This is a genomic window from Humitalea rosea, from assembly GCF_003253705.1.
Lineage (GTDB): Bacteria > Pseudomonadota > Alphaproteobacteria > Acetobacterales > Acetobacteraceae > Humitalea > Humitalea rosea.
This window is the reverse complement of sequence record NZ_QKYU01000006.1, coordinates 24,467-40,060: the sequence shown is the minus strand read 5'-3', so window position 1 is coordinate 40,060 and position 15,594 is coordinate 24,467. Positions and strand designations below refer to the sequence as shown.

Genomic DNA, 15,594 nt, shown 5'->3' with positions numbered 1-15,594 from the left:
AACCCCTCCGACAAAGATGCGCCGCGCCGCGGCCCTTATCGGCTCTCCCAACACTTCCTCAGGGAGCCTTCGGCATGACCACCCCGCTCACCTCGACCCCCGTCTGGGCCGTCAACAACGGCACTTTGGCAGGAGGGGCGGCCCATGGCGCCGAAGTCGCGGCCAATCTCGCAGCCTTCGGGCAGGTCGCGATCCTGGGCGCGGACGGCATCGATGTGCTGAGCGCCACCACCGGCGCCCTGGCCTACAGCATCCCCGCCTCCGCCATCCTGACCCCCGGCGGCTCCACCCCCGCCGCGCTCGGCGCGAGCAACTCGGTCGCCGTCTTCGGCACCACCATGGCCATAGCCACCGGCGGCGTGGAGCGCACCGATCCGGGCGTCGTCTCCTTCTTCGCGCTGACCGCCGATGGCGCGACCTTCATCCGCTCGGTGCAGACGGGCGCGGTGCCCGACATGGCGGTCTTCACCCCGGACGGCGCCCGCCTGTTGGTGGCGATCGAGGGCGAGCCCGGGGATTCCTATGCGACCGACCCGCAGGGCGGCGTCGCAATCTTCGATGTCGCGACCGGGGCCATGAGCTTCGCCGATTTCACCGCATTCGACGCCCAGGCCGATGCGTTGCGCGCCGCCGGCGTGCGCATGCCCGGCCGCGCCTCGACCGGGGCCGAGGCGAATACCTCGCTGCCCTCCAATGATCTGGAGCCGGAATACATCACCATCAACGCCGCCGGCACGGTGGCCTATGTGACGCTCCAGGAAGCCAATGCGGTCGCCGAGCTGGACCTGTCCACCGGCCAGTTCACCCGCATCATGCCGCTCGGCACCAAGGACCACAGCATCGCGGGGAATGGCTTCGATGCCTCCGACCGCGACGGCGGGCCGAACATCAAGACCTGGCAGGTCTCGGGCCTCTACCAGCCGGATTCGATCGCCTCCTTCGAGCGGGACGGCAAGATCTACCTCGTCACCGCGAATGAGGGCGATACCCGCGACTGGGGCAATTACAACGAGGAGATCCGCGTTGGTGACGCGAGCTATGTGCTCGACCCGACCCTGTTCCCCGATGCCGCGACCCTGAAGAACAACGCCAACCTCGGCCGCCTCACCGTCAGCAAGTTCACCGGCGATACCGATGGCGATGGCGATTACGACCACATCGAGGTCTTCGGCGGCCGCTCCTTCTCCATCTGGGAAGTGACCGATGGCGGGCTGGTGCAGACCTATGACAGCGGCGACATGATCGAACGGCTGATCGCCAGCCAGTTCTACAGCGCCTTCGACGAGAGCCGCAGCGACAACAAGGGCCCGGAGCCCGAAAGCGTCACCCTGGCGATGGTGGACGGCAAGCTGACCGCCTTCGTCGGGCTGGAGCGCAGCAACGCGATCATGAGCTTCGAGATCGTGAGCCCGACCGAGGTGAGCTTCAACGGCTTCACCGCCAAGCCGGGCGATGTCGCCCCCGAGGTCGCCACCGTGATCCCCGGCGGCGGCGGCGAGGCGCCCCGGCTGATCGTCGCCAATGAGGTGAGCTTCACGACCACCGCCTATGACATCGCCCCCGCCGCCGCGGGCGTCTATCGTCTCCAGATCCTGCATGGCTCGGATTTCGAGGCCGGTCTCGCCGCCACCACCCGCGCCGACCGCTTCGCCGCGATCGTGGACAAGCTGGAAGACCAGGTCACCAACTCCATCACCCTCTCCTCGGGCGACAACTTCCTCCCCGGCCCCTTCATCGCCGCCTCGGCCGATCCGGCCATGCGCGGGCCGCTGCAGGAATTCTACAAGTGGCTGCTGGGTGACAGCGGCCTCAACCTCTCGGGGCTGCGCGAGGATGTGGCGCGGACCGATATCGCGATCCTGAACGGGATCGGCGTGCAGGCCAGCGTCTTCGGCAATCATGAGTTCGACCTCGGCTCCACCTTCCTCGCCGGCGCGCTCGATTTTGTCGCCGGCACCTCGGGTGCCGCCTCGGCGCGGGTCTCCTCGATCGGGGCGATGTTCCCCTACCTCTCGGCGAACCTCGACTTCTCGGCCGATTCGGCGACGCGGGCGCTCTATACGAGCATGCTGCGCGACGCCTCCTCCTATGCCACCACGCTGGCCGACCTTGCCGGCAACAACGAGGTCGCGGCCGAGGCGATCGACGCGCAGATCGCGCCCTGGACCACCATCGTCGAGAATGGCGAGACCATCGGCGTGCTCGGGCTGACCACGCAGTTGCTGGCCGCGATCTCCTCGCCCGGCGCCATCCGGGTGCTGGACCCGAACGGCGATGGCGGGATCGACAACACCGACGAGCTGGCGGCGATCCTGCAGCCCTATATCGATCAGATGGTCGCGCAGGGGATCAACAAGATCGTCCTGCTCTCCCATCTGCAGCAGTTCCAGGTGGAGCTGGATCTCGCAACCAAGCTCAGCGGTGTGGACATCATCATCGCCGGCGGCAGCCATGCGGTCTTCGCCGATGGCGATGACGTGCTGCGCCCGGGCGACACGGCCGCCGAAGGCTACCCGGTCTTCCAGACCGGCGCCGATGGCAAGCCGGTCGCGGTGATCAGCACCGGCAACGAGTATTCCTACGTCGGCCGCCTGGTCGTGGATTTCGACGCGAATGGCGAGATCCTGACCGGCAGCGTCGAGCCGGCGCTGAACGGCCCGATCGCGACGACGGATGCGAATGTCGCCGCCCTCTGGGGCGCCGAGGATGCCTATGCCGAGGACACCCGCGGCGGTGAGGTCCGCAACCTGCTCGAAGCCGTGCAGACGGTGATCGAGCAGCAGGACGGCACGCTGACCGGCATGTCCAAGGTCTATCTGGAAGGCCGCCGCACCTTCGTCCGCACCGAGGAGACCAACCTCGGCGACCTCTCGGCCGATGCCAACCTCTGGGCGGCGATGAAGATCGACGCCGATGTCGTCGCCAGCCTGAAGAACGGCGGCGGCATCCGCACCGAGATCGGCTCGGTCGGGCTTGGCGCGGTGCCGACGACGGAGCCGACGCTGGCCAACCCGGCCGCCGGCAAGCAGGCGGGCCAGATCAGCCAGCTCGACATCACCAATTCGCTGCGCTTCAACAATGCGATCTCCATCGTCAGCGTCACGGCCGCGGAATTCGAGCATCTGTTGGAACACGCGGTGGCCGCCGCGGCGCCGGGTGTGACCCCGGGCCAGTTCGGCCAGTTCGGCGGCATCGCCTTCTCCTACGATGCCACGATGCAGGCGCAGGTGCTGGGCAGCGGCGGCGCCGTCACCACCGAGGGCCAGCGGGTGCGCTCCGCCGTCATCCTCAATGACGATGGCAGCGTGCGCGACGTGCTGGTGCAGGATGGCGCGGTGGTCGGCGCCGCCGACCGGGCGATCAAGTTCGCGACGCTTTCCTTCCTCGCGGATGGCGGCGACAGCTACCCGATCAACTTCTACGCCGACAGCCGGGTGGATCTGCTGAACAACGTCACCCTCGGCGCGGGCGAGGCCACCTTCGCCGCCGCCGGCAGCGAGCAGGACATCCTGGCGGAATTCCTCATCGCCAGGCATGCGGCGCCCTTCTTCGCCTATGGCCAGGCCGAGACCGGCCAGGCCGGCGACGCCCGCACCCAGAACCTGGCGGCACGCAGCGAGGCACTGCTGCAAACCACCAGCGCCGGTCCGGGCACCCAGGGCAACGACCTGATCGAGGCGGGCGCCGGCAACAGCGACCTCTTCGCCAGCCATGGCCGCGACACCATCCGCGGGGGCGCGGGGCATGACACCCTGACCTTCCTCAACATGGCCCGTGGCAATGGCGGGCTGCTGGCCAATGACGCGGGGCAGGCGACCGGCTTCGCCTGGTCGGATGCCGCCGGGCAGAACAGCACGCATTTCGCCGGGGTCGAGGTCGTCCGCTTCGCCGATGGGCGGATCGCTTCGGATGCGGCGGATGGCGCCTGGCAGGCCAGCGCGATCCAGCGCGTGGTCTTCGACGGCGGCGACGTGGTCGGCACCAGCCTGCTGGTGAAGGCGCTGGACAATGGCCAGACCCTGGTCTCGACCATCGGCATGGCGCTGCTGGAGAGCGGCGCCGTCACCAACGAGCTTTCGGATGGCAACTTCGTGGAGCGCCTCTACGCCGAGGTGCTGAACCGCGGCAGCGACGGCGGCGGCCTGTCCTACTGGACCGGCGTTGCCGGCACGGGCGGGCGCGCCGGGGTGTTCGAGGCCTTCCTGGGCTCGGCCGAGGCCGCCACGGTGGCCGAGGGGATGCCGGTGATCGTCGCCGACTACGATGCGACCTGGATCGGCCGCAGCTACGACGTGCTGCTCGGGCGCGGGGTGGATCAGAGCGGCTATGGCTTCTGGCAGACCGCGCTCGACAGCAACGCCCCCACGGCGCTGCTCGATGGCCTCGTCGGCTCGGTCGAGTTCGCCGCCCACCAGGGCGCGCTCTCGGACGCGAGCTTCGTGGAGCTGCTGTACCAGGACGGGCTCGGCCGGGTCTCCGACACGGGCGGTGCGGGTTATTGGGTCCAACAGCTCGGCGCCGGGACCAGCCGTGGCGCCGTCGCCGAGGCCATCCTGGCCTCCGAGGAGGGGGCGGCGAGCTTCACCGCCCTCGCCTACGCCGGCATCGAACTGGTCTGATGCGATTTCGCCGGCTCGCCTGATGGGCGGGCCGGCGATTCTGTTCTACGCGGGTGGGATGACCCTGCACTTCCCCGCCCCCGGCCCGCTCCTCCCCGTCCCGCCCGCGCCATCGCCGCTTGCGGCGGCCATGGCCCTGGCCGAGAGCCGGGAAACCTTCTTCCCCCGCGACCTGCGCGCGCATCTCGACGGCGGCTACTTCGAAGCGCCGCCTGACAATACTGTCATCGGGCCGGTGGCGCCGCGCGGCGGGCCGAATGGGCTGGTGCTGCAACACGGCAAGGTTGTGGGTGGCTGGGGCGATACCCGCCAGACGGACATGACCTTCTCCGTCGCAAAGTCGTATCTGTCGCTGCTGGCCGGCATCGCTGTGGGCGACGGGCTGATCACCGATCTGGATGAGCCGGTCGCGGCCTCGGTGTCGCATCCGGCCTTCGCGGGCAGCCAGAACAGCCCTGTGACCTGGCGGATGCTGTTGCAGCAGACCAGCGAATGGGAAGGCAGTCTTTTCGGCAAGAGCGAGCGGATCGACCGCGGCCGCAACCTGTCCAGCGAAGGCAAGGGCAAGGGCGCCAACCGCCCCCTGTCCGCGCCGGGCGATCATTGGGAATACAACGACGTCCGGGTGAACGCCCTCTCGCTCGCCTTGCTGCATCGTTTCGGCCGCCCGCTGCCCCAGGTTTTCGCCGAGCGGATCATGGCCCCGATCGGCGGCAGCGCCGACTGGGTGTGGGATGGCTATGAGACCTCCTGGGTCGAAATCGCGGGGGAAAAGCTGCATTCCGTGCCGGGGGGCGGGCATTGGGGCGGCGGCGTGCGGATGCATGCCGAGGACCAGGCGCGGATCGGGCTGCTGATGCTGGCCGATGGGGTATGGGACGGGCAGCGGGTACTGCCGGAGGGCTGGGTCGCGGCCTCGACCACCCCATGCGAATTGAATGGCGATTACGGGCTGCTGTGGTGGCTGAACGCCGGCGGGCGCCTGGCCGGCGCGCCGCTCACCGGCTTCTACGCGGCCGGGGCCGGTGGGAATACCATCTGGGTCGAACCCACCCAGTCCCTGGTCGTGGTCGCGCGCTGGCTCCATCCGGAGTCGGCCGGCGAAGTGTTGCAGGCGATACACGCGGCAATATGACGAGAAACTTCTCCAGAAATTTCTCGCTCTGGTTGCATCATCTTTGTGAAACCATCAGGAAAGGTGGTGTTAACTCGTGCGTCAGTAACGAAAATCCGTCGAAACTTTAAGACAATTCGTCTCTTTTTTCATTGACTTATTACAAGTTTCGACAGAAACACGGCATTAATGAAGGGCCTTACAGGCCCTTTCCCCGCTGCCAGAGGGAATGCCGAATGTCTGCCCAGCCCGTCGTAACTTTTGTCCTCGATGGCGCCGCCCAGGCCAATGGTGCCAGCGCCGCCCAGTTCATCGGGACGACACGCACGGCGGTTCTGCGCTTCGACAATCAGCCGGATGGGGTGGGCGGCGATGCCACCAGCGTCGGCTACGCGCCCTATGTGAACCTCGCGCTGCCAAACCTTGGCGTGGACGGGAATGACGGCGTCACGCTGCTCTCCGCCAGCTACCTGGGCGTGGCGCTGACGCAGCAGATTGTAACTTTCGATGCATTCGGTCATGCGACGCATCCCTTTGCCGTGACCGCGGCCGGCGCGCCGCTGGTCATCACCGGCACGCCCGGTACGCAGATGGTGGTGCTGAAGCTGCCGTTCGGCTCCTTCACCGGCGACCAGACCCCGGCCGATATCGACCTCGTGCTCTCGGTCTCCAACCTCGCCGACAATGCGGCCCCGCTACAGATCAGCGCGAGCGGCGGCTTCGCCTTTGGCCGCGACGAGTTCAACAACCCGACCGCCGATGCGCCGGTCGTGGGCGCCGTCACGCTGCTGAACGTGGTGCCGACCCTCGCCGCGCTGGACAAGATCTATGTGGGCCCGGAGCAGGAGACGGCCACCGGCCCCTCCTACCCCCGCTCCTGGCTGGTCGAGGGCGATATCGCCCCGGGCCAGAGCCTGACCAGCTTCGTCCTCACCGACGACATGCCCGACGGCACCCATATCCTGGGTGCGAGCATCATCGGGCCCTATACCGGCACCGTCACCATCGTCGGCCGCACCATCACCGCGACCTTCGATGGCGCCGTCAGCGCGGGTGCGGCCAAGCCGACGCTGAAGATCGATTTCTACGTCGACGAGTTCCTGGATAATGGCGATCCGGTGCTGAGCCCGACCACCGGCTCCTTCCGCCTGCTCGGCAATGACGCACAGCTCAGCGGCGTGTGGGACCCGCTGGATGGGCGCGATCCGATCGAGACCGTGGTCATCGACCCCGCCGGCTTCGAGGACCAGATCACCGGCAAGTCCATCGCCGTGCAGAAGAGCGTGACGCCGGAAGGCGCCGTGGTTCCGGGCAACAAGCTGCTCTGGACCCTGGACGGCCAGGTGTCGAACTACTTCGATGTCGATCATCTGGTGATGACCGACACGCTCGGCGACGGGCAGCATTTCGATGCCTCGGTGACGCCGACGATCGTGATCTCCGAGCGCGGCGCGGTGATCTACTCGGGGCTGCTGACGACCTTCAACCCGGCGACGGATGTGGTGCGCGATGGCGGCAGCGGGATCAGCACCCTCAGCTTCGACATTTCCGAACTGCTGCGCAGCCTCGGCCTTGATGACGCGCTGAACGGCCAGACCGTGGCCGGCGCGAATTTTCAGGCGACCGCCGTCGTCACCTTCAAGAGCGTGATCGAGGAAAGCTGGACCCCCGGCAACAAGCCGGGCGACCAGTTCGTGGACCAGGGCGACAGCCTCGGCAATGCCATCGATTTCTCGGGCGAGGTCGTCGATACCAACGCGCCGATCGTGGATGACAGCGGCGCCGGCGTCTCGATCCCGGTGAATGATGTCGCCAAGTCGATCTACGCGATCAACGGCAACCTCGGCTACACCACGACCAAGGTGCAGGCCGGCGACGAGATCACCTTCCGCCTGAAACTGACCACCCCGCTCAGCAACTCCCATCAGGTGACGCTGACCGACTTCCTGCCCTTGCCGGTGCTGAAGGCCGCCGATGCCGATGCCGATGCGGGCACCGGCGCGTCCTTCACCTTCTCCGCGGTGGCCGATGCTTCCGTCCCCGGCGTCGGCGTGGCCAAGCTCGGGCCGTCCGAGACCTACACGCTGACCGGTTCGCCGACCATCACGATGGACAGCGTCGCGAATAGCCTGACCTTCGACTTCGGGTCGCTGGACGCGAGCTTCGCCGGCCGCACCATCGACGTGCTCTTCACCGTGAAGGTGGTGGACGCGCCCTTCGGCGACGGTCTGCTGCTGACCAACCAGGTGACGAGCGAGGAGGTCAATTCCGATCTCGCGCATTTCCAGGACAATGCGATCGTCCAGTTCACCCTGACCGAGCCGAAGCTCGATCTGGTGAAGTCGGTCGTCGCCGTCTCCTCCAATGATCTGCTGGTCGCGGCCGCCGGCGGGGGCACGGCGCTCTCGGGCGTCACCTGGAGTACCCCGGGCACCGGCGGCAACCGCTTCAGCAGCACGATCAACTCGACCAAGCTCGCCGGCAATCCGCTCGACGCCGATGTGAAGGGCCTGGATGCGGGCGACACCGTCACCTTCGCCATCATCGTCGAGAACACGGGCAGCGGCGTGAACGGCGCCTTCGACACGCTGATCCGCGACAGCATCCCGACCGGCCTCGTGGCCCCGGGCAGCGGCATCAACCTGCGCGTCACCGATGGCGCCGGCAATGTGCTGACCTATACCGGCGATTTGTTTGACGCCGGCGGCGGGCTTCGGCTCATCGATCCGACCGGCCATGGCGCCATCGCCGCGGCGAATGCGACCAGCGGCGCCAATGTCGTCATCATCACCTACGACCTGCTGGTGCAGACGACGCCGGGCAGCACCGATGTGCAGCCGGGCACCGCCTATGTGAACACCGCCAGCATCGTCGAATACGCGGCGATTGAGGGCGGCATCGACCGCACCCCGACCACCCCCGCCGCCGATCTGAGCGACACCGCGAAGATCGACACCACGTCTCCGACGGTCATCAAGACCATCGCCTCGACCGACCAGGGCTTCACCACCGGCGCCAGCGTCGCGATCGGCGAGACGATCACCTATACCCTCACCTTCAGGATCCCGGAGGGGCTGTCCAAGGATGTGATCCTGCAGGATCTCATCCAGGCCAATTCCGAAGGCGAGCTTGAGATCCTGTCGGCCCAGATCACCAGCACGGGCCACATCGCCGGCATCAGCGCCGGCGAGAAGATCGGCGTGCTCAGCGACCGTGGCGGCTCCAACAACGACGCCGCGATCAAGGACACCGCGACCTTCTCCCTCGGCGACATCACCAATGCCGCCGATGGGCTGGAGGATGGGAACGACCTCATCACCGTCACCGTCGTCGCCTTGGCCAAGAACGTCGCCAAGGATGCGCGGAACGACACGCTCGACAACACCGGCAGCATCTCGGTGCTGGATGGCGATGCCCCCGCCGGCCCGCGCGTGGTCGCGACCTCGCCCATCAGCACGGTCACCATCGTCGAGCCCCGGCTCACGCTGACCAAGACCGTCACGCCGGTCGCCGATGCGGATGATGTCGTCACCTATACGGTGACGCTGAGCAATGCGAGCGGCAGCAACTCCGCCCGCGCGCATGACCTGGTCATCACCGATCTGATGAACCTGCTCGGCACCGACGCGACCTTCGTGAACGGCAGCGTCCACACCGGCGGCTCCGCGGCCGGTGCCGTCATCGCCCGCGGCAATGGCGATGGCGACGGGCTCAACGGCCTGGACACCGATGTGCAGGTCGCGCTGGCGATGCTCGATCCGGGCCAGACGCTGACCGTGACCTTCGATGCGCATCTCAACGGCCATGTCGTTGCCTCCTCCTACATCCCGAACACGGTGACGGCGACGGCGAGCAGCCTGCCCGGTGTGGACGCGGATGAGCGCGGCTACAGCCTGAATGCCAGCGCCTCGGTCCAGGTCCTCGGCACCAGCGTGTCCAAGACCGTCTCGGCGACCGACAAATCCGATACCGGCACCGGTCAGTTGACCTCGCTCACCGATCTGAAGATCGGCGAGACAGCGACTTTCGACATCACTGTCACCTTGCCCGAAGGCAACAACACGAACTTCCGGATCGAGGATCTGCTCCCCGATCTGCGTGCGGGCGAGGCCGGGCGCCTCGTCTATGTGGCCAACTCCGCGACCATCGTCTCGATCGGCAGCAGTCTCACCGCCAATGCGCCGACGATCACCGCCACCAACGACTACGCCACCGGCAACACCACGCTGGACAAGATCACCTTCACTTTCGGCGACGTCTTCAACCTCGCCGACAACATCCAGAACGCCGGTGACACCATCACCGTGCGCCTGCAGGCGGTGCTGACCGATATCGCGCAGAACGCCAATGGCGATGTGCTCACCAACAGCGCCATCGCCGTGAGCGGCGGCGTCAGCGGCGCGGCCAGCACCGTGTCGGTCGAGACCGTGGAGCCGGTGCTGCTGCTCGACAAGACCAGCGACCATGCGCCGGGCCAGGTGCTCGATGCCGGTGCCGAGATCACCTACACCATCCGCGTCCATCACGCGGCGAACAGCCACCTCAATGCCTATGACCTGAACATCAGCGACGTGATCCCGGCCGATCTGGCCCTGGTCGCGGGCAGCATCCAGGCAGCCGGTGCCACGATCATGGTCGGCGCCGGTGGCGCGATCAGCATCACCTCGGGCGAGCTGGATCTCGGCCAGGAGCTGGTCATCACCTACAAGGCGACGGTCAAAGACAGCGCGACGCCGGGCGAGAGCCTCGTCAACACCGCCATTGTCACCTACGACAATGAGCCCGGCGCGGGCGGCCGCGCCGGCACGCCGGATGATGGCGTCGTCACCGATGTCGTGGCGCTGACGCCCGACATCGTGAAGACGATCACCGCCACCGGCTTCAACAGCACCACCGGCAGCAACCTCGCGATCGGCGAGACCGTGACCTACATGCTGACCGGCACGGTCGGCGAAGGCACGCAGCATCTGGTGCTGACCGACACCCTGCCGAACGGGATGACGCTGATCGGCACGCCGGTCCTGTCGAACTGGGACGGCTCGATGGGCTCGGCGCCGAGCCCGGTGTTCAGCCAGACGGGGCAGGTGTTGAAGCTCGACTTCGGCACCATCACCAATGTCGCCGACAATGTCGTCGGCACCGCCGGCGACACCTTCACCGTCACCTTCACCGCCCAGGTCACCGGCACCGGCCTTACCGCTGGCACGATCCTCAACAACACAGCGAAGATCGAGACCTACGCCCCCGGCCCCGGCACGGTCGGCTTGGCCAGCGATACCGACAGCGCTTCGGCGACCGTCGTCCGCCCGGTGCTGACCATCACGAAGGCAACGCCCTTCACCACCGGCGATGCCGGCGATGTCGCCACCTACACCGTCACCATCAAGCATGCGCCCGGCAGCACCGGCCCCGCCTATGATGTCGTGGTCAGCGATCTTCTGGCCGCAGGCCTTGTCCTGGTCGGCACGCCGACGACCACTGCCGGCACGCTGAACACCGCGGGCGGGCAGATCGGGCTGACCCTTTCCTACCTCGCCACCAGCTCCGGCGATGTGGTCATCACCTATCAGGCCAAGCTGGCCAACACGGTGGTGAATGCGGAATCGATCACCAACACCGCCACCCTCGCCTACAAGACGGCGCCGGCCTTCGGCCCCGACCTGACCGGCAGCGCGCATGACACGGTCTCGGTCGCGATCCCGAACAGCGTGCAGAAGGTGCTGTCCGGCACCGACAATGCGATGACCGCGGGCAGCGACGTGGCCCCGGGCGAGCTGGTCACCTGGCAGATCAAGGTGACCCTCGGCGAGGGCACGCAGCACATCAGCCTGACCGACCATCTGCCGACCGGCGTCACCTATGTCGGTGCCTCCGTCCTCGACCGTGGCGGCGTGGCCGGCCCGGCGGTGGCGATCAACCAGACCGGCCAGGACGTCACTTTCGACTTCGGCAATGTCGTCAACACCGGCGACAACAATGCCGCCACCGGCGTGATGATCCTGCAGGTCCAGGCCCGCGTCGGCACCGTGCCGGTCAATGGCACCGTGCTCACCAATACCGCGACACTGCTGGCGGCGACCCCCGCCCTGCCCAACACGCCCTATGACACCGATATCGGAACCAATGCGGTGACGGTGGTCAAGGCGGCCCTTGGCGACCAGGTCTTCCTCGACACCAACGGCAATGGCATCCACGACGCTGGCGAGGCCGGTGTCGCCGGCCTGGAAGTGCAGCTACTCTCGACCACCGGCACGGTCATGGCGACCACGCACACGGCGCCTGATGGCACCTATGGCTTCGCCAATCTCGCCCCCGGCGATTACCAGGTGAAGTTCGTCACCACCGGCGCGCAGATGATCACCCTCGCCAACCAGGGCCTGAACGACACCAAGGACAGCGACGCCGCGCAGAACACCGGCATCACCGGCATCGTGACCCTGGTCGCGGGCCAGACCGATCTGACCGTGGATGCGGGTATCTATCTGCCCGTCACGATCGGCGATCGCGCCTTCGTCGATGTGAACGCCAATGGCATCCAGGATGCGGGCGATCCGGGTCTGTCGGGTGTCACCGTCACCCTGCTGGATGGCAGCGGTATGGCGATCGCGGGCAAGACCACGACGACGGATGTGAACGGCGACTATCTGTTTGAGGATCTGGCGCCCGGCAGCTATGGGGTGCAGTTCACCGCCCCGGTCGGCTACGTCATCACGCCCCAAAACATCGGCAATGATGGCGCCGACAGCGACATCGACGTCACGACCGGCAAGACCACCAGCAGCTTCTACACCTCCGGCACCACCGATCTGACCTTGGATGGCGGCTTCTATATCCCCGCCAAGCTCGGCGACTACGCCTTCCTCGACATGAATGCCGATGGCATCCAGGACGCGGGGGACAAGCCGCTCGCGGGTGTGAAGGTCACGCTGCTCAATGCCGCGGGCGATGCCATCGGCCCTGTCGTCTTCACCGATGTGAATGGCGCCTATGAGTTCACCGGCCTCAAGCCCGGCGACTACCGGGTGAAGATGGAGGGCCCCGCCCTCACCTTCACCTCGCCCAAGGATGCGACCGGCGATGCGTTGGACAGCGATCTGGACGCGAATGGCTTCAGCGACGTGGTCACGCTGGTCTCCGGCAGCAACCATCGCGATCTGGACGGCGGCTTCTACTACAAGACCAAGATCGGCGATTTCGTCTGGGACGACATCAACGGCGACGGTATCCAGCAGATCGGCGAGCCCGGTGTGGCCGGCGTCACGGTGCGGTTGCTCGATGGCGCAGGCACCGTGCTGGCGACGGCGACTACCGACGGCAACGGCTACTATCTGTTCCAGAACCGCAATCCCGGCACCTATATCGTCGCGTTCGTGAAGCCGGTCGGCTACGAGTTCACGCATAAGGGCGCCACGCCGAACGTCTTCGCCGACAGCGACGCGGACCCGACCAGCGGCCGCGGCGATGCCTTCCTCCTGGGCGGCGGCGATGATGACCTGACGCGCGATGCCGGCCTCTACCGTCCGGCGACGCTCTCGGGCGACGTCTGGCTGGATGCCGATCGCAATGGCATCCATGCCAATGACGAGGCAGCGGTCCGCGGCATCACCGTACAGTTGCTCGATGCGGCCGGCCTCTTCACCGGCCGCACCACGGTCACCGATGCCAACGGCCACTACGGGTTCGGCGGTCTTCGCCCCGGCACCTATGGCGTCGCCTTCATGACGCCGGCGGGCCTCGCCTTCACCACCCAGGATGTCGGCGGCAACGAGGCCGTGGACAGCGACGCCAATACCGTCACCGGCGCCTCCTCCTGGACGCCCTTCCTCGTCTCCGGCGGGTCGGACAACCGGGGCGATGCAGGCCTCATCTATGCGACCGGCAGCACCTGCCAGAACGGGCAGACCATCGACCTCGGGGCGGGCGATCAGTCCTTCCCGGGCACGCCCGACAATGACAACGTCTTCGGCAATTCCGGCAATGACGCGATCAATGGCCTCGATGGCGATGATTGCCTCAAGGGCGGCGACGGCAATGACGCCATCACCGGCGGCAATGGCGACGACGAGATCCATGGCGGCAACGGCGACGACAACGTCCAGGGCCAGGACGGCGACGACCTGATCACGGGCGGCGCCGGCAATGATGTCGGCGAGGGCGGCAATGGTAACGACGTCCTGTTCGGCGGCGACGGCGACGACAACATGCAGGGCGAAGGCGGCGACGACGTCCTCTTCGGTGGCGCCGGCGCCGATATCCTGACCGGCAATGCCGGCAATGACTGGGTTTCGGGCGGCAGCGGCAATGACACGCTGCAAGGGGCCGATGGCGATGACGTTGTCATCGGCGGCACCGACAATGGCACGGCGGGCCTCGTCGGTGGCCGCATCGTCAACGTCACCGTGGGCGACAGGCTAGAAGGCAATGGCGGGGCGGATCGCTTCATCTACCGCGTCGGCGACGGCGTCGATCAGATGCTCGATTTCAAGCCCGGCGAGGGCGACACGCTGACCATCTATGGCTACAGCGCGCCGCTGGCGATGGGGCGGATCAACGGGCTCATCACCGTCTACTTCGGCCCGAACGATGCCATCCAGTTCAACGACTACCCCGGTGCGCACGTCGACACGCTGACCCTGCCCGGCATGCGGTTCGAGCCGAACCTGGCGCAGATGCCGGGCAGCATCGCCGCGAACGATCCCGCCATCCCGCTGCGCATCGCCGCCTCCGTCGCCGCCTTCTACGGCAGCGAAGGCGATGAGAGCGCGATCGGCAGCCACGTCGCCGACTACATGGCCGGCAATGGCGGCAATGACTGGCTGCTCGGCGGCGACGGCGACGACAACATGATCGGCGGTGCGGGCGATGACGCGCTGTTCGGCGGCACCGGCAATGACGTGCTGCGCCCTGCCCCCGGCAACGACTACGTCGATGGCGGCAGCGGCTACGACAACGCCGTGCTGGATTGGTCGGGCTTCCGCGGCGCCAGCCACGCCGCCCTGCCGGACGGCAACTTCCGGCTGGACTCGGCCGAGGGCATCGACCTGTTCCGCAACGTGGAACAGATCACCTTCGTCGATGGCCGCCTCTCCTTCGACACCAATGGCGCCCCGGCCGAGGTGGTTCGCCTCTACCAGGCAGCCCTTGGCCGCGATGCGGACCAGGGCGGGCTGAACTACTGGATCGAGGCGGTCGAGCACGGCACGCCGCTCGCCTCTTTGGCCAGCTCCTTCCTGGGCAGCAGCGAATTCGCCACGCGCTTCGGCACGCCGGACAATGCGGGCTTCGTCGATCAGCTCTACCAGAACGTGCTCGGCCGCGCCGGCGATGCCGGTGGTGTGGCCTTCTGGACCGGGGTCCTCAATTCGGGTGGCAGCCGCGCCGATCTGCTGGTGCAGTTCAGCGAAAGCCCCGAGAACCGCGAGCACACCGCGGGGATCGTGGCCAATGGCATCTGGGACCTGAACGGGACATCGGCGCAGATCGCCCGCCTCTACGACACGGTCTTCGACCGCCTGCCGGATCTCGGCGGTCTGCACTACTGGACCACGCTGATCGAGGGCGGCTCGGCCACCCTCGCCTCGGCCGCCGATGCCTTCGCCGCCAGCGGCGAGTTCCTCACGACCTATGGCGCGTTGGATGATGCGGGCTTCGTCTCGGCCCTCTACGACAATGCGCTGGATCGCGCGGCGACGCCGGGTGACATCGCCTATTGGACCGGGGTGCTGGCCGGGCCGGCGGATCGCGCCGATCTCGTGCTCGACTTCAGCGAGAGCGCCGAGCACCAGGCGCTGACGGCGGCCAACATCACCAATGCCGATCCGCATCTGTTCGGCATTCTCTTCGCCTGAACCTGCGGCGCCC

General features: G+C 67.1%; 3 protein-coding genes. All 3 read left to right on the top strand.

Going from position 1 to position 15,594, the window contains the following annotated elements:
• The first annotated feature begins 74 nt into the window (after positions 1-74).
• The 3 genes from C8P66_RS06485 (at position 75) to C8P66_RS24675 (ending at position 15,581) form a co-directional block, all read left to right on the top strand.
• On the top strand, positions 75-4,619 hold the full coding sequence (locus tag C8P66_RS06485; protein ID WP_111397378.1) for a choice-of-anchor I family protein: 4,545 nt from the start codon (positions 75-77) through the stop codon (positions 4,617-4,619).
• Between the two features lie 58 nt (positions 4,620-4,677).
• The gene (locus C8P66_RS06480) at positions 4,678-5,754 is read left to right on the top strand and encodes a serine hydrolase domain-containing protein (RefSeq protein WP_111397561.1); all 1,077 of its coding nucleotides are present in this window, start codon (positions 4,678-4,680) and stop codon (positions 5,752-5,754) included.
• A 215-nt stretch (positions 5,755-5,969) separates the two neighbouring features.
• Complete coding sequence (locus C8P66_RS24675) at positions 5,970-15,581, top strand: SdrD B-like domain-containing protein (RefSeq protein WP_111397377.1); 9,612 nt, start codon at positions 5,970-5,972, stop codon at positions 15,579-15,581.
• The last annotated feature ends 13 nt before the right edge of the window (positions 15,582-15,594 follow it).